Below are 17,878 nucleotides of genomic sequence, written 5' to 3'. Positions count from 1 at the left end.
TCGGGGTTGTCCTCCCTGTCGGGTCACGGGCGCCTGAGCCCGGCCCGGTTTCTCGTTACACGCTCAGGTAATGGTTCAGCCGGTCCATCGAGGCTTCGACCTGATCGGCTTCGATCACATCGATCACCTCGCCATGTTCGATGACGTAATGGCGGTCGGCGAGCGGGGCGGCAAAGCGGAAGTTCTGCTCCACCAGAACGATCGTATAGCCGCGCGATTTCAGGTCGCGGATCACGCGGCCGAGGGTTTTCACGATCACGGGCGCAAGACCCTCGGTGATCTCGTCAAGAAGCAGCAGCCGCGAGCCGGTGCGCAGGATACGCGCGATGGCCAGCATCTGCTGTTCGCCGCCCGAAAGCCGCGTGCCCATCCGCTTGCGGACATTGGCGAGGTTCGGGAACATCTCGAAGAGTTCCTCCACCGACATGCCGCCCTCGCCCACGCTCGGCGGAAGCATCAGGTTTTCCTCGACATTGAGCGAGGCGAAGATGCCGCGCTCCTCGGGGCAGTAGCCGATCCGCGCATCGGGCGAGATCTTGTGCGTGGGTTTCGTCAGGAACTCCTCGCCATTGATCTTGATCGAGCCTTCGCGGCGATCGACCATGCCCATGATCGAGCGCAGCGTGGTCGACCGGCCTGCGCCGTTGCGGCCCAGAAGGGTGATCAGCTGCCCCTCGCCCAGTTCGAGATTGATCCCGTGCAGCACGTGGCTCTCGCCATACCATGCATGCAGGTTCTCGATTTTGAGCATCGGTTTGATCATCGTTTCGGTGCTCATGCGACCTCCTCCTGCTCATCGGCGGAGACGCCCATATAGGCCTCCATGACAGCCGGGTTCTTCGACACTTCGGAATAGGGCCCTTCGGCCAGAACTTCGCCGCGCGCCAGCACGGTGATCGTGTCGGCCAGTTCGGCCACGACGCCGAGGTTATGCTCCACCATGACGATGGTGCGCCCCTCGCGGACACGGCCGATCAGCTCGGTCACGGCGCCCACGTCCTCGGTGCCCATGCCCTGGGTCGGCTCGTCGAGCAGCATGAGTTCCGGCTCCAGCCCCAGCGTCGTTGCGATCTCCAGCGCGCGTTTGCGCCCGTAGGGCAGCTCCACCGCCTTGAGATGGGCGAACTCCTTCAGACCCACCTGATCGAGCGCCGCCACCGCCTTCGCGTCGAGATCGTGCAGCACCGATTTGGAGCGCCAGAACTGGTAGCTCACGCCCAGCGAGCGCTGCAGCGCGAGGCGCACGTTCTCCAGCGCCGTCAGGTGCGGGAACACGGCGGAAATCTGGAACGACCGCACGATGCCCATATTGGCGATCTCCGCGGGTTTGCGATTGGTGATATCGCGGTCGTTGAAGAGGATCTTGCCCGATGTGGGCGTGATGAATTTCGTCAGCAGGTTGAACATCGTCGTCTTACCCGCGCCGTTCGGGCCGATGATCGCGTGGATCGCGCCGCGCTTGATGCGCAGGTTCACGTCATTGACGGCCACGAAGCCGCCGAAACTCTTGGTCAGGTTCTTGGCCTCGAGAATGATATCGTCGCTCATGGTCTCGCTTTCGGACTGATACGCAGGCGCAGGGCGGTCGCGATGCCGCCCTGCGCCAAGGATTTGCTCAGATCACTTGTTGACCAGCTTGCAGCCGCCCGCTTCGAGCGAGGCATAGGCCTCGTTGCCCGGAATCGTGCGTGCCACGTCGGCCACATCCCACGGATCTTCGCCGCCGTCCTTCACCTTGAGCAGATACATGTCATGCTCGAGAAGGCCGTCGGGACGGATGGTGCCGCCCTTGGCGAAGAAGTCGTCGATCTTCATCTTGCCAAGCTGCTCACGCACCTTGTCGGCGTCGTCGGTGCCAGCCGCCTTGATCGCCTCGAGATAGGCCATGGTCAGCGAGTAGTCGGCTGCGTGCACGAAGGTCGGCGCTTCGCCGCCCGAGAACTTCTCGTACTCCGCTTTCCACTTCCGGCTCTCGTCATCCATGTTCCAGTACCAACCGCTGGTGAACTGGAGACCCTTGGCGACGTCGGTGCCGAGCGACTTCACGTCCGAGATCAGCACGAGCATACCAGCGAGCTGCTGGCCGCCTGCGACGATGCCGAATTCATGCGCCTGCTTGATGGCGTTGACGGTGTCCTGACCCGCATTCGCGAGACCGATCACCTTCGCGCCCGAGCTTTGCGCCTGCAGCAGATAGGAGGAGAAGTCGGTGGTTGCCAGCGGCACGTCCGAGCTGCCCACGACCGAACCGCCCAGATCCTTCACGACCGAGGACGTGTTGTCCTGCAGCGCGTGACCGAAAGCGTAGTCGGCGGTGATGAAGTACCAGCTGTCGCCGCCATTCTTCACGACGGCCGTTGCGGTGCCGACCGGCAGCGCGTGGGTGTCGTAGCCGTAGTGGATACCGTATTTCGAGCAGTTCTCGCCGGTCAGGGCCGCGGTGGCAGCGCCGGTGGCGAAGGTGATGGTCTTCTTCTCGGAGGCGAGTTGCTGCACGGCAAGCGCCACTGCCGAGTTGGTCAGGTCGGCGATCATGTCGACATGCTCTTGGTCGATCCACTCGCGAGCGGTGGCCGAACCGACATCCGCCTTGTTCTGGTGGTCGGCCGAGATCACTTCGATCGGCTTGCCGAGAACTTCGCCGCCGAAGTCGCGCACGGCCATCTTGACCGCGTCGACCGCGCCCTTACCCGAGAAACCGGTCGAATAGACGCCGGACATATCGCCCAGCACACCGATTTTCACGGAGCCGTTCGAGATCGCGTCCTGCGCCATCGCGCCGCCTGCGGCCAAGCTCAGCGCCGCGGCACTCACACCTGCGTAAATAGCTGATTTCATCAACATTCCTCCCATTGGTTGATAGATTCGGCTCCCCGGCGCGCGGCGCCATGAGAGCACACCGACGGGACGCCTTTGCGGTCCCTGCCGGAATAAGATCTTGTGTTTCTCCTCGTGCGACCGTCCCTGCTCCTCAACGCGGCCGCCAGTGAATTCAGCGTGGAAACGGGCGGACATTCAAGTGCTTGCGCCGCCGCGGTTCCCGATGACCCGATAAACTTCCTGTCAGTGCACGCACCTTAGGCAGAAACCGGCCATGTGCAAAAGGCTAGGTGGGAAAATGCACGCGACCATGCCACGTATTGCCAAACGCATGTGCGAAAATGCCCATATTACCCGTTTTTCCGACGCGGGGCCGCAAAAGGACCGTCAATGAGCTTCGATTGGGACGATCTCCGATTCTTTCTTTCGGTGGCCCGGGCCGGTCGCCTGACCGTCGCAGCCCGTGCGATGGGCACCGATCATGCCACTGTATCACGTCGGGTCAAATCTCTGGAGACCCAGCTTGGCGCGCAATTGTTCGAGCGCAGCCCGCGCGGCTATGCGCTCTCGGAACATGGCGAGCGGCTACTGGCGAAGGCCGAGCAGATCGAGAATGTCGCAGCCCGCGTGCAGGACGAATTGTCGGGCACGCTCTATGCCTTGTCCGGTACGGTGCGGATCGGCGCGCCCGATGCGTTCGGGGCGTTCTTCCTCGCGCCGCGTCTGGCGGAGTTCATCAAGGCCAATCCCGAACTGGAGGCGCAGCTGGTCGCCACGCCGCGGCTGTTCTCGCTGTCCAAACGCGAGGCGGATATCGCGATCACCCTGTCGCGGCCCGAAAAGGGGCGGCTCGTGTCACGCAAGCTCACCGAATACACGCTGCATTTCTATGCGTCCCCCGATTACCTCGCCCGCAATCCGGGGATCAACCGCAAGGAAGATCTGCTGAAGCACCCGCTGGTCGGCTATATCCCCGAGCTGATCTACACGCCGGAGCTGGATTACCTGTCGGTCACGCTGGGCGATCACACGCCGCGTCTCTCCTCGACCAACCTCTTCGCGCATAAGCATGTCGCGGAGGCCGGACACGGGATCGCGGTGCTGCCCGACTTCCTCGCCCGCCATTCGACGAAGCTGGTGCCGATCCTGCCCGACGAGATCGAGATCCGCCGCACCTTCTGGCTGGTGACCCATGAAGACCTGCACGAGATCGCCCGCGTCCGCGCCGCGATGCGCTTCATCGCCGAGGAGGTCTCCAAGAACCGTGCAGAGTTCCTGCCCCGGATCACAGCCACCAGCACCTGACCACCCGACCGCAAAGCGACCGGGCGTCGTGGCGCTGTCATTCCTGTGCGGGCATTACTGTGCGGGCTTGCGCGCGAAATCGTCGATGGTGATCCCGCCATTGGCATTCTTGTCGAGCTGGGCGAACCACTTGGCCGTGCTGGTCTGGAACTCGGCCAGCGTCACCAGCTTGTCGCCATCGGCATCGGTCGCGGCCATCGTCATGCCATCTGCCATCTTCTGCATCTGCGCGCGCTGCTGGCCCTCGTAGCCCGCCACGTCATTGGCGCGCGCCTCGTCGAAGACCGCGTGTTCCTCGGCGTCGAGCTTGCCGTCTTCATTGGCATCGAAAGAGGCAAAGACATCCGAGCGCATCTGCTCCAGCTCGGCCAGCGTGGCCGTGCCGTCGCCATCGAGATCCCAAGTGGACATGAACTGCTCGCCGGGGGTCTCTGCCTGAGCGGCGAAGGGGAGCGCGGTGAACAGCGCCGCGATCAGAATGGAGGTCTTGGTCATCTCGGATCATCTCTCTGACTTGGCCGCACCGCAGAGGGGCGACCTGTTTTCGGGTTGCCCGGAGGATGTAGACAGTGCGGCGCGTCACAGAATGTGCCAGATCGCCGCGCGGCGTTTGTGCCGCAGGCAGCTTGAGCGGCGCTCATGATCTTGGCGCGGATTATTCCGATGCACAGAGGTGGCCCAGCCCCCTGCCCGGCTGCTATCACCTGCCCCACAGTCACCGGCACGTCGCTCAGCCGCGACGGAATGTCGAAAATCCACCCTGTCCCGCGTCGGTTTCGGGCAATTCTGCGCATACGAGGAGAGATTCGCATGGCACAGATCACCTTGGTCTATTGGCGTGACATCCCGGCCCAGATCATCGCGGGCAAGGGACGGCGTGGCGTCAAAAAACCGCTGCCCGAACGGTTCGAGCAGGCGATCGACCGCGCGGCCATGAAGATCGGCGCCCGCGACAGCGACGCCTATCTGGCCGAGTGGCGCAAAGTGCCCGAGGGCGAGGAGCCCGGCGACGATGCCGAGGCGGCCGAAGCCGTGCTGGCGCGTATTCTCTCTGACTATGACGACGCGCGGTTGCGTGCGTTGATTGCCAATGACGGCTGGAACACCCAGCCCGACGCGTAAGGGAGAATAGGCGCATGGCTCTTGTGAATTTCCGCCGCGAGGCTGCGAAACCGGCCCGCCCGCCGGTCAACGGCAAGATGGTGGCTCTGCTGGAAGGTGCCTCGGTCGAGGTCATGCCGCGCACCGCCGCCAAGGTGGAAAGCTTCGCGCCTTTGTTCGCGAAGGGCTCCCGCGTCTATATCGCTCATATCGACGGCACCCCGATCGAGGAGATGCTCGCCACCGCCAAGCGTCTGCGTGACGAAGGCTTCGAGCCGATGCCGCACTTCCCCGCGCGCATCATCCGCGACGAGGCGCAGCTCAATGACTGGGTCGCGCGCTACCGTGGCGAGGCAGGTGTCGAGCAGGCGCTGCTGCTCGGTGGCGGCGTGGCCGAGCCGAAGGGCGAGTTCCACTGCGCGATGCAGATGATCGAAACCGGTGCCTTCGACGGCTTCGCCCGTCTGCACGTCGCCGGCCACCCCGAGGGCAACCGCGACATCGACCCCAATGGCGGTGAGGCCGAGGTGATGGCCGCGCTGAAGCTCAAGCAGGATTTCGCGAACCGCACCGATGCGGATATGGCGATCGCCACGCAATTCGCCTTCGAGGCCGGTCCGATCCGCGACTGGGCCAAGCGTCTGGAAGCCAACGGCATCGAAATGCCGGTCCATCTCGGCATCGCGGGCCCCGCGAAGCTGCAGACGCTCCTGAAATTCGCCATCGCCTGCGGCGTCGGCCCCTCGCTGAAAGTGCTGCAAAAGCGCGCCCGCGACGTGACCAAGCTGCTCATGCCCTTCGAGCCGACCGAATTGCTGGCCGATCTGGCCGCCGATTGCCCGTCGAATATCGAAGCCGTGCATTTCTTCCCGCTGGGCGGTATCACCGCGACAGCCAATTGGATCGCCGAACAGAGAGGCCATGAATGACCCGCACCGTCCTTGAGTCCAAAACCAAAACCGTCGTGATCGGCTTTGACGAGCCCTTCTGCGTCATCGGTGAGCGGATCAACCCCACCGGCCGCAAGAAGCTGGCAGCCGAGCTCGAGCAGGGCGATTTCTCGACCGTCGAGAAAGACGCGCTCGAGCAGGTCGCCTGCGGCGCTACGGTTCTGGACATCAACTCGGGCGCGGTGTTCTCGAACAAGATGGCCGAAGACCCGCGCTATGCGGATAACAACTTCGTCGAACCCTCGCTGATGCGCGACCTGATCAACTGCGTGCAGGGCGTGATCGACGTGCCGCTCTGCATCGACAGTTCGGTTCCGGCGGCTCTCGAGGCGGGTCTGGAAGCCGCCGAAGGCCGTCCGCTGCTGAACTCGGTCACGGGCGAGGAAGAGCGTCTGGAACTGGTTCTGCCGCTCGTGAAGAAATACAACGTGCCGGTCGTGGCGATCTCGAACGACGACACCGGGATTTCCGAAGATCCCGACGTGCGTTTCGCCGTGGCCAAGAAGATCGTCGAGCGCGCCGCCGATTTCGGCATCCCCGCGCATGACATCGTGGTCGATCCGCTGGTGATGCCGGTGGGCGCGATGGCCTCCGCGGGCCGTCAGGTCTTCACGCTGGTCAACCGCCTGCGCGACGAGCTGGGCGTGAACACCACCTGCGGCGCGTCGAACATCTCCTTCGGCCTGCCGAACCGCCACGGGATCAACGGGGCCTACCTGCCGATGGCGATCGGCGCGGGCATGACCTCCGCGATCATGAACCCGGTGCGCAATCAGGAGATGGAGGCGATCCGCGCCGCCAACCTGCTGATGAACCACGACCCGAACGGGATGGAGTGGATCCGCCTGTCGAAGACGCTCGACGCGATGAAGGAGGGCGGTCTCAGCTTTGCCGAAGCCTCGGCAGCCGCGGCCACCTCCTCGGCCGGTGGGCGTCGCGGCGGGCGTCGTCGCCGCGCCTGATCCGCCCCACCAAGACTGTCGAACGCCCGGGGCTCGCTCCGGGCGTTTCGCATTTTGCGCATCGCGCTTCTTTCGCGTTTCTTTCGGCCCGGAGTTGCGGCCCTTCCAGCGGCGATTGTTGCGAAACCGGGCACAAATCGTCCGTGGCTCCGCGACAATGGCGATCATCACCTCGCGATTCGCGGATCCGTGATCAATCCGAGCGCCCACGCACAGAAACCGTCTCACTCAGCGCTTTGCAGCCTTGGCTGTGCAGCAAACCGGCGGGATGTCGCCGCTTCAGGGCGCGCAGGCTCAAAATTCCAATTATAAGGCAAAGATTTACTGGTCGGGCTTAAACCCGTATGTGTACCTTTGCGGCAACGAACAGGGATCACACGCTGCCATGCGCTTAGCATTCAAACCGCTCAGCGCGGCCTCCCCGGCGCCAACGCGCCTCGGGACGGCACCGCGCTCAGGCCTGCTGAAAGGCGCGTCCGCCGGACGTGCTGCGGCGCGGGCGGGCACGCTTGCCGCGCTGACGATCGCGGGCGCCCTCGCCGCCTGTTCGACCAACAGCCCCGAAGTGACGACGGCCCGCGGCACGGCCCAGCTGCTCGATCTGTCCGCGACCGATCTGGCGCCGGGGCTGAAGAACGGTCCCCCGTCTGAGCGGCTCCCCGATAACAGCCATCTGGGCGCCGACTTCATGGAGCTCAGCTTCTTCCTCGAATCCGGTCGCGCCCTGCCGCGCTTCACCCGGTTCGAAGGCCCGGTCTCGATCACGCTCGCAGGCAACGCGCCGCCCGTGGCGCAGACCGAGCTTGGCCATCTGGTCCACCGGCTACAGAGCGAGGCGGGGCTGAACGTCTCGACCGAGCCGGGCAATGCCAACACGATCTCGGTGCAATTCGTACCCAAACGGCAGATGCGCCAAGAGGTTCCAAATGTCGCCTGTTTCGTGGTGCCGAACGTCGAGAGCTGGACGGATTACCGCAATTCGCATGGCGACGAGGCCAGCGATTGGGCCAAGCTGACGCGGCGCCAATCCGCCACCGTGTTCATCCCCGCCGACTCCACCCCGCAGGAAATCCGCGACTGCCTGCACGAAGAGGTCAGCCAAGCGCTGGGGCCGGTGAACGATCTCTACCGCCTGCCCGACACGGTCTGGAACGACGACAATTTCCACACCGTGCTGACCAAGTTCGACATGACGATCCTGCGCGCCTATTACGATCCGGCGCTGCATACCGGCATGAGCCCCGCCGAAGTGCGCGCGGCCCTGCCCGCAATCCTGTCGAAGATCCACCCGTCGGGCGGTTCGATGCACGCCCTGCCCGCCGATCCGACGCCGCGCGCCTATGTGAAAGCGATCACCACCGCGCTCGGTCACGGGGCGAGCGACAAGCGCCGCCGCGCCGCCGCCGAACGCGCCACGAAGATCGCCACCTCGCACGGCTGGCATGACAGCCGCGCCGCCTTCGCGTGGTTCGCGGTCGGGCGGCTGACGATGAAGACTGACCCCGAGAAAGCGGTCGAGGCCTACAAGAAAGCGGGCCGGATCTATCGCGCGACACCGGGCGCGGAAATTCAGGCCGCCCATATCGACATGCAGCTGGCGGCCTATGCGCTTGGCACGGGCCGCGCGCAGGAGGCGGTGACGCTGGTGAACCGCGCGCTGGCCTCCGATGTCTCGACCGAGAACGCCTCGCTGATGGCCACGCTCTACATGATCCGCGCCGAGGCCTATGGCCAACTGGGTGACGCGACGAAGGAACATCAGGCCCGTCTCGACATGCAGCAATGGGCGCGCTATGGCTTTGGCTCTGACGCGGCAGTGAAACGCCGCGCGAATGAGGTGGCGGCCCTCGCCAATGCGGGCGCTCGCGTGAACTGACCGCAAAAGGCGGACCGGGCGCGCCCGGACCAAGACCGTAAGGGGGCGCAGCATGTATGTTCTGGCAGGGGTCGTGATCGGGCTGATCTGGGGCGACTGGAAGGCCCGCAAACGCGGCGGCAACAAGCTCGACCGGGCGCAATATGCCGCCGTCCACGCGATCGGGCTGGCGCTGGTGGGCCTCTTCGTCACCGTGATCATCAACCGCATCTGGGCATAATCGGAGGGCGGCGATGTTCCTGCCATTCTTCGATGCTCTGCGGCGCGGCGGTGTTCCCGTCTCTCTGCGCGAATATCTGAGCTTCCTCGAAGGGCTGGCCGCGGGGCTTTGCACCTACGATATCGACGGCTTCTACTATTTCGCCCGCGCCGCGATGGTGAAGGACGAACGCTTCCTCGACCGGTTCGACCGGGCGTTCTCCGAGGCCTTCTCAGGGCTGGAGGCGATCACGCCGGACGATGTACTCAACGCCGTCGATCTGCCCGAGGAATGGCTGCGCAAACAGCTGGAGAAACACCTCACCGACGAGGAAAAAGCGCAGATCGAGGCGCTTGGCGGGTTCGACAACCTGATGGAGACGCTGAAAAAGCGGCTCGAAGAGCAGAAAGGCCGCCATCAGGGTGGCAATAAATGGATCGGAACGGGGGGCACCTCGCCCTTCGGCGCTTACGGCTACAATCCCGAAGGCGTGCGGATCGGACAAAAGGAAAGCCGCCACCAGCGCGCCGTGAAGGTCTGGGACAAGCGCGAGTTCCGCGACTTCGACGACACGGTGGAACTGGGCACGCGCAATATCAAGGTGGCGCTGAAACGCCTGCGCCAATGGGCGCGGCACGGCGCGAATGAGGAACTGGACCTGCCCGGCACCATCCGCGCCTCGGCCGAGGCGGGCTATATCGACGTAAAAACCCGGCCCGAGCGGCACAATGCGGTGAAGGTGGTTCTATTCCTCGATGTGGGCGGCTCGATGGACGCCCATGTGCAGCTGGTGGAGGAACTGTTCTCCGCGGCCAAGTCCGAGTTCAAACATCTCGAGCACTGGTATTTCCACAATTGCCTCTACGAGGGCGTCTGGAAATCGAACAAGCGCCGCTGGAACGAGGCGACGCCGACCTTGGACGTGCTGCATCGCTATGGTCCCGATTACAAATGCATTTTCGTGGGCGACGCCTCGATGTCTCCCTATGAGATCACCCATCGCGGCGGCGCCAACGAGCATTGGAACGACGAGGCGGGCCATGTCTGGCTGACCCGTGCGCGCGAGCAATGGCCCGATCACACATGGCTCAACCCGATCCCGGAACGCGGCTGGGGCTACACGCAGTCGATCCAGATCATCCGCGAGATCTTCGAGAACCGGATGCATCCGCTGACCCTCGAAGGGATCACCGCGGCGATGAAGGAACTCGGATGAACCGGCTGCGCTACCTCTGGGGGCATCACAAGATCGCCTCGTTAGGCTTCGTCCTCGCGGTCGCCCTGTCGCTGTTCTTCGGCGCGAGGTTCGTCTCTCGCGCGCTCTACTGGTCCGACCCCGCCCATCTGCATCAAAGCCCCGAGGAATGGATGACGCCGGGCTATATCGCGCGCAGCTGGCATCTGGAGATCGAAGAGGTCGACGCGATCCTCGGCATCGAGGATGGGCGTGCGCTGGTCGGCGCGGGCCGCCCGACCTTGGAACGCATCGCCAAGGCCAAGGGCGAGCCGCTGCAGGATCTAATCCGCAAACTCTCGCTCGGCCTGCCCAAGACGATCGCCGACAAAGAGGCGCAGCCACAGCAATGAGCTTCTCCGACCTCACAGATTGGCTGCTCGCGCAGGTGCCGCTTTACGGGCCGTGGCTCCTCGGCCTCACGACCTTCCTGAGCTGCCTCGCGATTCCGGCCCCCTCCTCGCTGATGATGATCGCGAGCGGAGCCTTCGTGGCCTCGGGCGATCTGGACCTCGCGACCGTCGGCGGCGCGGCCTTCACCGGCGCGGTGATCGGCGATCAGGTGGGCTTCCAGCTCGGCCGCCGGGCCGAGCGCTTCCTACCCCATCCCGACACGAAACGCGGCGCACTTGTCGCGAAAGCGATGGCCGCCCTGCGCAAACGCGGCGCGGTTACCGTCTTCTTCACCCGCTGGATGTTCTCCGCGCTCGGGCCTTGGGTGAACCTCGCAGCCGGCGCGTCCGGCTTCGCGCATCGCCGCTTCACCCTGGCCGATCTCGCGGGCGAAGCGGTCTGGGTCACCACCTATGTGGGCCTCGGCATCACTTTCGGGGCCAATCTGGACGCCGCGGCCGAGCTTGCGGGCAACGCGCTGGGGCTGCTGGGCGCGGGTGCTGCCGCCTTCGCCTTCGGCTGGTGGCTGTGGCATGCGGCCAAGCGCGCCCCCAAAGCCTCCAATCCGACGCCTGATCACGACGCTTGATCACGGGCCTGCGAGCCGCCATATCCTTCCCATGTTGTTGCGCCTTCTCCCCATCCTGCTGCTGGTCCTCTACGGCTTCGCCATGTGGCATTTCTCGACCTGGCAACTCAAACGCCAGCTGAACGGGAATTCGCGCCGGTTGCGCGACAGCAAGCTGGAGCCCTATCTCGACCGGCTCGCCGCTGCGCTCGAGGTCTCGGAAATTCCGGTCCATGTCTATCAGATCGAGCCGGTGAACGGTCTCGCCGCCCCCGATGGCCGCGTCTTCATCACCGAAGGCTTCATGCGCAAATATCGCAGCGGTGAGGTATCCCCGGAGGAACTGACCTCGGTGATCGCGCATGAGCTGGGCCATGTCGCCTTGGGCCATTCGCGCCGCCGCATGATCGACTTCTCAGGCCAGAACGCCCTGCGCGCCGTGCTGATGACGGTGCTTGGCCGCTTCATCCCCTTCATCGGCCCGTGGATCGCCAATCTGATCACCGCAGCACTGGCCGCTCGCCTCAGCCAGCGCGACGAGTTCGAGGCCGATGAGTTTGCCTCCGCCCTGATGATCAAGGCGGGCTTCGGCACCGAGCCGCAGGTCACGCTGTTCCACAAGCTCGACGCGCTGACCAAGAACGCGGGCCAGACCACGCCCGCCTGGCTGCTGACCCACCCAAAGACCGAAAAGCGCATCGCCGTCATTGAGGCGAACCAGTTGCGCTGGTCGCGCGCAGAGCACTGATTTTCCTTACTTTCGCCGCGCAGGGCCGCTAATCTGCCCGCGAGGAAGGGCAGTGAATGACAAGCGGGTCTCTAGCGCGGGTGCACAGGCGCCGGGTGTTCTACATCCCCGGCTACGACCCGATTCATCCCCGCCGCTACCGCGAGCTCTACCGCAAGGAAGGCGCAGACCAAGCCCGCATCTCGGGCTACGAGATCGCGCTGGCCCCGAAACGCGCAGGTGGCCACTATGGCTGGCACGTCACGTCGACGCAGGATGGCGCCGAGGTCGAGGCCGATGTCGAGGTGCTCGTCTGGTCCGATATCGTGCGCTCATCCATGGGCAAGTCGATCCCCGCGACCTACGCGCAACTGGTCCGCACGGCCTGGGCCTATATCGCCTCCGGCGCGCTGTTCCGACTGATGCGGCTGCGCAAAGGCCCGGTGATCGCCGCGCTCTACCCGATCGTCGCGCTGATCGTGCAGGCGCTGATCGGGATCGGCCTCGGCTGGGCCGGTGCCGCACTCGCATCGGCGCTCCTGCCCGGCTTCCCGCTCGACTGGCTCGCGGGCCTCATCCTCGCCGCCGCGATCCTAGCCCTGACCTTGCGCTGGTTCCGGGCCAAGGACGGCAAGCTCTTCGCCTATTACCTGATGCATGACTACGCCTTCACCGCCCGCTGGGGCGGCGCGAACCCGCCCGAACTCGAAGCCCGCATGGCCGAATTCGCCGCCCGCATTGAAGAGGCGATGCGCGAGGACTGGGACGAGGTGCTGATCGTCGGCCATTCCTCGGGCGCCCATCTCGCCGTCTCGATCCTCGCCGACCTGATCCGCGAAAACCGCCTCCCCCCTTCCTCTTGGCAAAAATATCCCGGGGGGAGGCCGTCAGGCCGGGGGGCAGCGCCCCCAGCGCTCGCCTTCCTCTCGCTCGGTCAGGTCGTCCCGATGGTGAGCTACCTGCCCCGCGCGACCCGCCTGCGCGCCGATCTCGCCTACCTCTCCACCCGGCCCGAGCTGTTCTGGCTCGACGTCACCGCGCCGGGCGATGGCTGCGCCTTCGCGCTCTGCGATCCGGTCGCGGTCTCGGGCGTGGCACCAGAGGGCCAGATCCACCCGCTGGTGATCTCCGCCGCCTTCACCCAAACGCTGAGCCCCGAGCGCTGGCGCACCCTCCGCTGGCGCTTCTTCCGGCTGCATTTCCAGTATCTGTGCGCCTTCGACCGGCCCGGAGATTACGACTATTTCCGCCTCACCGCCGGACCGCTGGCGCTGGCCGAGCGCTTCCACGGTCGCGCCCCGTCGCAAAGCCGGATCACGACGCCCGCGAACCGGTTCACGAGCGTCACATGAGCCAGCCGTCCCGCGTGCCCCCGAAACCGACGCCGCGCCCGGATCGCGTCTCGCTCTGGCGCTATTTCCGGCTGTTCAAGTCCGACATCCTCTCGGCCCAGCCCGCGCGTCTCTACCGCGCGTGGATGGCGGAGTTCCGCACGCCGTTCTTCAGTTCCTATATGTGCAACGACCCCGATCTGGTCGATCTGGTGCTCAACAAACGCCCGCTGGATTTCCCGAAATCGGACCGCGTGCGCGAGGGGCTGAAACCGCTTCTGCGCGAGAGTGTCTTCATCACCAATGGCGAACAATGGCAGCGCCAGCGCCGGATCATCGATCCGGCCTTCGAGGGCGGCAAACTGCGCGAGACCTTCCCCGCGATGTGGGCGGCGGGTGAGGATTGCGTCGATCGGTTGAATATGAAGACCGACGCCGAACCGTTTGATATTGAAACGGAAACCTCTCACGTCGCCGCCGATATCATCTTCCGCACCCTGTTCTCGATCCCGATCGAGGATGCGACCGCCAGCGCCGTGTTCGCCGCTTTCAAGCGCCATCAACGCGCCTCTCCGGTGGTCAATCTCGGTGCGCTGCTGCCGCTGCCGCGGTGGTTTCCGCGGTTCCATGCGCGCGAGACGAAACGCACCGCGGCCCGTATCCGCGCGCTGATCGAACGGCTGACGACAGAGCGCGCCGCCCGGATCGCCGCCGGCAACGCGCCCGACGATCTGGCGACCAAGATCATGACCACCGCCGATCCCGAAACCGGCGAGACCTTCGACACGGCCGAGATGGTCGATCAGGTCGCGATCTTCTTCCTCGCGGGCCACGAGACCTCCGCCTCGGCGCTGGCATGGGCGCTCTATCTGCTCGCGACGCATCCCGAATGGCAGGATCGGTTGGCCGAAGAAGCCGATACCGCGCTGGCGGAAAACCAAGACTTTTCCGTGCTTTCCAAGCTGAAGTTGAACCGCGCCACGTTCCGCGAAGCGATGCGGCTTTATCCGCCCGTGCCGATGTTCGTGCGCGAGGCGACCTGCCCGGAAACCTTCCGCAAGCGCGACGTCAAACCGGGCAGCCAGGTGGTGATCTCACCTTGGCACCTGCATCGCCACGAGCGGCTCTGGGACAATCCCGACGGGTTCGACCCGAGCCGCTGGGAGACCGAGAACGGCAAGACCTGCCAGCGCCGCGCCTATATCCCGTTCTCCTCGGGCGCGCGGGTCTGTCCCGGCGCAAGCTTCGCAATGGCGGAGGGGCCGCTTGTGCTGGCAATGCTGCTGCGGGCGTTTCGGTTCGAGGCTGTCGAGGGGCGCGAACCGGTCCCTGTCGCGCATCTGACGGTACGCGGAAAGGACGGGATTTGGCTCAGAATTTCAAAGCGTTGAGGGGGCTCTGCCCCCGTCGCCGGAGGGCGACAATCCTAAGAGAAAGAGGGGGCTCTGCCCCCGCTGGCCCTGCCAGCCCCCCGGGATATTTCGGCCAAGCCGAAGGGATCAATCGCGCACGACCAGATCGGCGGCGCGGCTCTCGCGCGTGATGGTGCGACCATTGGGCAGGTCGTTTTCCTCGACGCGGCGGCGCGTCTCGGCCAGATCACAGCCCTGATCGCGCCAGCGTTGGGTCAGCCGCTCGCGCAGCACCTCTTCTGGCAGGTCGATGCGGATCGTGAGATCGAAGAGCGGGTAGAGATCGCTCCAACCGGGCCGCGTCAGCAGCAGGTAATTGCCTTCGACGATCAGATATTTCGCCGATCCCGGCACGCTTGCGCCGCCCGGGACGGTGGCGTCCAGATCGCGGTCGAAGGTCGGCACGGGCTCGTCCTGACGGCTCGATTTCAGGCGCGCAAGAAGCTGCGAAAAACCTTCCGTATCAAAGGTTTCCGGCGCGCCTTTCACGTTGCGCAGGCCGCGCGCGTCGAGCCAGTCATTGTCGCGGTGAAACCCGTCCATCGCGACGATAGCCGATTGCGTCCCGAGCGCCTCGGCCAGCTCATGCGCAAGATGCGACTTGCCCGCACCGGGGCCGCCGACCAGCCCGATCAGCAGCCGCTCGCCCGGAAGCTGGCGGATATGCGAGGCCAAATCGGCGCGCGGCACCTGCAGCTCGCTCTCCATGAAGGCCCCGTGATCGCCCATCGGGCCGTCGCTATCGCCGAGCCAATCCGGCATCACGACATCGCCTTGATGAACCGTCCCAAAGCTGCGGCCGGGTCGGCTTCGCGCCAGACCTCGTCGCCGAAGGCGAACCAGTCGGTGACGGGGGCGAATTTCGTGACGAGCTCTTCGGTGAGCGCACCTTCGGCCACCACCGGCACTTCGATCACTTCCGACCACCAGGCGAACAGCTCGTGTTCGGCCGGCTCCGCCGTGCCCAGATTGGTCTCGCCGATCGGGCCGAAACAGACATAGTCGGCCCCCGCCTCGCCCGCGTTCATCCCCTCGTGGCGGGAATTGCCGCAGTAGCTGCCGACGATCGCGTCGTCGCCAAGTTCCTTGCGGCCGTAGCGGATCTGCTTCGCGCCGTCGGTGAAATGCACCCCGTCGAGCCCGTGGCGCTCCACGAGAGCGACATGGGATTCGATCACCAGCGCCACGTCGCGGGCATGGGCCACTTCGCGCATCGCATCGGCGATCCGACCGATCTCGTATTCGTCGCGGCTAGCCAGCGACAGCCGGATGCAGGCGATGTCATGCGCATCGAGCACCGAGGCCAGTATCGGCGCGAATTCCTCGGCGTCGAAAGCGGGCGGCGTGATCAGGTAAATCTGCGGGCGGTCTTCGGCCATGGGCAGGCTCCTTTGCGGGTCTTGGCCGCCTATTAACGCAAGCGGCGCGGCCTTGCCAGTGCCAGCTTGCGCGACTAGGAGAGGCGCGAAAGGACCGCCCATGCCCAATACGCCCGAAATTCCCGATCCCGCCCAGCCCGCCTTCATCCTCGTGCGTCCGCAGATGGGCGAGAATATCGGGGCGGCGGCGCGCGCGATGCTGAACTTCTCGCTGCGCAAGATGCGGCTGGTGGAGCCGCGCGACGGCTGGCCCAACCCGAAAGCGGTGGCGATGGCCTCGGGGGCGGCTGGTCAGGTGCTCGATTTCGCGGGCGTCTATGACAGCGTGGCGGAGGCGGTGGCCGATTGCGATTACGTCTTCGCCACCACCGCGCGGGGCCGTGAATTGCCCAAACCGATCTACACGCCCGAGGCGGCGATGGAGGAGGCGAGGAAGCGCATCGTTGCGGGCCAGAAGGTCGGCGTGCTGTTCGGGCCCGAGCGGACGGGGCTGGAAAATGACGACATCCTGCGCGCCAATGCGATCATCACCGTGCCGGTGAACCCGGAATTCTTCTCGCTCAACCTCGCGCAGGCGGTGCTCCTGTCGGCCTATGAGTATTCGCGCCATACGCTCGACTCGGTGCCGGTCGATCCGGGGCTTGCGGGCCATGATCCGGCAAGCGCGGTCGAGGTCGAGAAGCTGGGCGATCACTTCGAGCAGCGGCTCGAGGAGGCGGGCTTCTTCCACCCGCCCGCGAAAGCGCCGATGATGAAGCGCAACCTGCGCAACATGTGGACGCGTTTCGCGATGACGCGCTCGGAGGTGCAGACGCTGCACGGCGCTCTGCGACAAATTCTCCGCCCGCGCGACTGACGCTTGGTCAAAGACGCCGCTTGCGCCATCTTGGCAGCATGTGGCGCGTGATCCGGGTCTCAGTATTGGCACTTCTGGCGGGTGGGCTTTTGGGTCTGCTCGCGCTGTTGTGGTTCTACCCGGTACTGGCGGCGGGGCTGTGCCCGCGCTGTTTCGGGATGGACCGGGCCGCGCCGGGCATTTTCGTCGAACATGAGATGAGCCGCGCAGAGCGGCGCGATCTGGTCGAGACGGTCGATGCGGCGCGCGACACCGTCGCCCAATTCTACCCGACGCGCGAAGCCCATACCCGCATTCTCGCCTGCACGAGCGATGCCTGCGACAGGCGCCTTGGCGGACGGGGCGCTGCGGCGGTGACCTATTCGCTCGGGGCCTGGGCGGTGGTGCGCGTCGCCCCGCGCGGGCTGACCGAGACGATCCTTGCGCATGAGTTGACCCATACCGAGACCCATGCCCGGCTGGGCGTGTTGGGACAGGTGCGCGGTCGTATGCCCGCGTGGTTCGACGAGGGGCTCTCGGTGCTGGTCTCGAACGATCCGCGCTATCTGGGACCGGGCTCGGGCATCGAGCGCTGTCAGGCGCTGCCGCGCGCCGACCTGCCCAGCTCGCCTTTCGACTGGGCGCCGCAGGCCGGGCGCGACAACGGGCTTTATGCCGAGGCTGCCTGCGCCGTGCTGATCTGGGAGGCGCATCAGGGCGGGCCGGAGGCCATCCTGGCGCGGCTGGAAGACGGGCGCAGCTTTCCCTGAAACGCAGCCATGCGCG

Annotated in this window: 20 protein-coding genes; 14 read left to right on the top strand and 6 right to left on the bottom strand. The window is 65.3% G+C overall.

All coding sequences use genetic code 11. The features are described 5' to 3' along the window. Positions 1 to 55: 55 nt before the first annotated feature. The 3 genes from BMI88_RS15450 to BMI88_RS15440 all read right to left on the bottom strand — a co-directional run bounded on the left by BMI88_RS15450 (position 56) and on the right by BMI88_RS15440 (position 2,838). On the bottom strand, positions 56 to 763 hold the full coding sequence (locus tag BMI88_RS15450; RefSeq protein ID WP_198453301.1) for an ABC transporter ATP-binding protein: 708 nt from the start codon (positions 761 to 763) through the stop codon (positions 56 to 58). 11 nt (positions 764 to 774) lie between these two features. Continuing rightward, positions 775 to 1,548 carry an ABC transporter ATP-binding protein gene (locus tag BMI88_RS15445; protein ID WP_078540781.1) on the bottom strand — a complete coding sequence of 258 codons (774 nt, stop codon included), beginning with the start codon at positions 1,546 to 1,548 and terminating at the stop codon, positions 775 to 777. 72 nt (positions 1,549 to 1,620) lie between these two features. Next, positions 1,621 to 2,838, bottom strand: coding sequence for an ABC transporter substrate-binding protein (locus BMI88_RS15440; RefSeq protein ID WP_078550188.1), 1,218 nt, complete (start codon positions 2,836 to 2,838; stop codon positions 1,621 to 1,623). A 372-nt stretch (positions 2,839 to 3,210) separates the two neighbouring features. Here BMI88_RS15440 and BMI88_RS15435 point away from each other — a divergent pair, with 372 nt between their 5' ends. Beyond that, positions 3,211 to 4,125, top strand: coding sequence for a LysR family transcriptional regulator (locus BMI88_RS15435; RefSeq protein WP_078550186.1), 915 nt, complete (start codon positions 3,211 to 3,213; stop codon positions 4,123 to 4,125). 54 nt (positions 4,126 to 4,179) lie between these two features. On the opposite strand, the gene BMI88_RS15430 is transcribed toward BMI88_RS15435, so the two are convergent. Beyond that, positions 4,180 to 4,620 carry a hypothetical protein gene (locus BMI88_RS15430; RefSeq protein ID WP_078550184.1) on the bottom strand — a complete coding sequence of 147 codons (441 nt, stop codon included), beginning with the start codon at positions 4,618 to 4,620 and terminating at the stop codon, positions 4,180 to 4,182. Between the two features lie 315 nt (positions 4,621 to 4,935). Here BMI88_RS15430 and BMI88_RS15425 point away from each other — a divergent pair, with 315 nt between their 5' ends. The 11 genes from BMI88_RS15425 to BMI88_RS15385 all read left to right on the top strand — a co-directional run bounded on the left by BMI88_RS15425 (position 4,936) and on the right by BMI88_RS15385 (position 14,857). Beyond that, positions 4,936 to 5,247 carry a virulence factor gene (locus BMI88_RS15425; RefSeq protein ID WP_078550182.1) on the top strand — a complete coding sequence of 104 codons (312 nt, stop codon included), beginning with the start codon at positions 4,936 to 4,938 and terminating at the stop codon, positions 5,245 to 5,247. Positions 5,248 to 5,261: 14 nt separating this feature from the next. Then, positions 5,262 to 6,155 (top strand): 5,10-methylenetetrahydrofolate reductase, encoded by an 894-nt coding sequence (locus BMI88_RS15420; RefSeq protein ID WP_078550180.1) that lies wholly within the window; start codon positions 5,262 to 5,264, stop codon positions 6,153 to 6,155. Next, positions 6,152 to 7,138 (top strand): methyltetrahydrofolate cobalamin methyltransferase, encoded by a 987-nt coding sequence (locus BMI88_RS15415; RefSeq protein ID WP_078520801.1) that lies wholly within the window; start codon positions 6,152 to 6,154, stop codon positions 7,136 to 7,138. The genes BMI88_RS15420 and BMI88_RS15415 overlap by 4 nt, the downstream gene beginning before the upstream one ends. 385 nt (positions 7,139 to 7,523) lie before the next feature. Then, on the top strand, positions 7,524 to 9,014 hold the full coding sequence (locus BMI88_RS15410) for a DUF2927 domain-containing protein (protein WP_078550178.1): 1,491 nt from the start codon (positions 7,524 to 7,526) through the stop codon (positions 9,012 to 9,014). 52 nt (positions 9,015 to 9,066) lie between these two features. After that, positions 9,067 to 9,234 carry a hypothetical protein gene (locus BMI88_RS19790; RefSeq protein WP_165756950.1) on the top strand — a complete coding sequence of 56 codons (168 nt, stop codon included), beginning with the start codon at positions 9,067 to 9,069 and terminating at the stop codon, positions 9,232 to 9,234. A 13-nt stretch (positions 9,235 to 9,247) separates the two neighbouring features. Continuing rightward, positions 9,248 to 10,429: a VWA domain-containing protein gene (locus BMI88_RS15405; protein ID WP_078550176.1), complete on the top strand. Its 1,182-nt coding sequence runs from the start codon at positions 9,248 to 9,250 to the stop codon at positions 10,427 to 10,429. Continuing rightward, positions 10,426 to 10,800, top strand: a complete 375-nt coding sequence (locus BMI88_RS19785) for a hypothetical protein (protein WP_168174005.1) — start codon at positions 10,426 to 10,428, stop codon at positions 10,798 to 10,800. The genes BMI88_RS15405 and BMI88_RS19785 overlap by 4 nt, the downstream gene beginning before the upstream one ends. Continuing rightward, complete coding sequence (locus BMI88_RS15400; RefSeq protein ID WP_168174004.1) at positions 10,797 to 11,429, top strand: DedA family protein; 633 nt, start codon at positions 10,797 to 10,799, stop codon at positions 11,427 to 11,429. Before BMI88_RS19785 ends, BMI88_RS15400 begins: the two co-directional genes overlap by 4 nt. Before the next feature lie 34 nt (positions 11,430 to 11,463). Further along, the gene (locus BMI88_RS15395; protein ID WP_078550697.1) at positions 11,464 to 12,156 is read left to right on the top strand and encodes a M48 family metallopeptidase; all 693 of its coding nucleotides are present in this window, start codon (positions 11,464 to 11,466) and stop codon (positions 12,154 to 12,156) included. A gap of 56 nt (positions 12,157 to 12,212) precedes the next feature. Next, complete coding sequence (locus BMI88_RS15390; RefSeq protein ID WP_078550173.1) at positions 12,213 to 13,487, top strand: hypothetical protein; 1,275 nt, start codon at positions 12,213 to 12,215, stop codon at positions 13,485 to 13,487. Further along, on the top strand, positions 13,484 to 14,857 hold the full coding sequence (locus BMI88_RS15385; protein ID WP_078550170.1) for a cytochrome P450: 1,374 nt from the start codon (positions 13,484 to 13,486) through the stop codon (positions 14,855 to 14,857). Before BMI88_RS15390 ends, BMI88_RS15385 begins: the two co-directional genes overlap by 4 nt. Before the next feature lie 108 nt (positions 14,858 to 14,965). On the opposite strand, the gene BMI88_RS15380 is transcribed toward BMI88_RS15385, so the two are convergent. Further along, a complete protein-coding gene (locus BMI88_RS15380) occupies positions 14,966 to 15,640 on the bottom strand; it encodes an AAA family ATPase (RefSeq protein ID WP_078550168.1) in 675 nt (224 codons plus the stop codon). After that, the gene (locus tag BMI88_RS15375) at positions 15,640 to 16,257 is read right to left on the bottom strand and encodes a thiamine phosphate synthase (protein ID WP_078550166.1); all 618 of its coding nucleotides are present in this window, start codon (positions 16,255 to 16,257) and stop codon (positions 15,640 to 15,642) included. The genes BMI88_RS15380 and BMI88_RS15375 overlap by 1 nt, the downstream gene beginning before the upstream one ends. A gap of 100 nt (positions 16,258 to 16,357) precedes the next feature. Between BMI88_RS15375 and BMI88_RS15370 the strand changes: the two genes are divergently transcribed. Together BMI88_RS15370 and BMI88_RS15365 are read left to right on the top strand one after the other, a co-directional pair. After that, on the top strand, positions 16,358 to 17,113 hold the full coding sequence (locus BMI88_RS15370) for an RNA methyltransferase (protein WP_078550164.1): 756 nt from the start codon (positions 16,358 to 16,360) through the stop codon (positions 17,111 to 17,113). A 20-nt stretch (positions 17,114 to 17,133) separates the two neighbouring features. After that, positions 17,134 to 17,862, top strand: a complete 729-nt coding sequence (locus tag BMI88_RS15365; RefSeq protein ID WP_146673602.1) for a hypothetical protein — start codon at positions 17,134 to 17,136, stop codon at positions 17,860 to 17,862. Positions 17,863 to 17,878: the final 16 nt, after the last annotated feature.

It is taken from the genome of Thioclava sp. F36-6, assembly GCF_002020305.1.
Lineage (GTDB): Bacteria > Pseudomonadota > Alphaproteobacteria > Rhodobacterales > Rhodobacteraceae > Thioclava > Thioclava sediminum.
The sequence above is the reverse complement of the archived record's forward strand: the minus strand, read 5'-3'. Positions and strand labels throughout refer to the sequence as shown.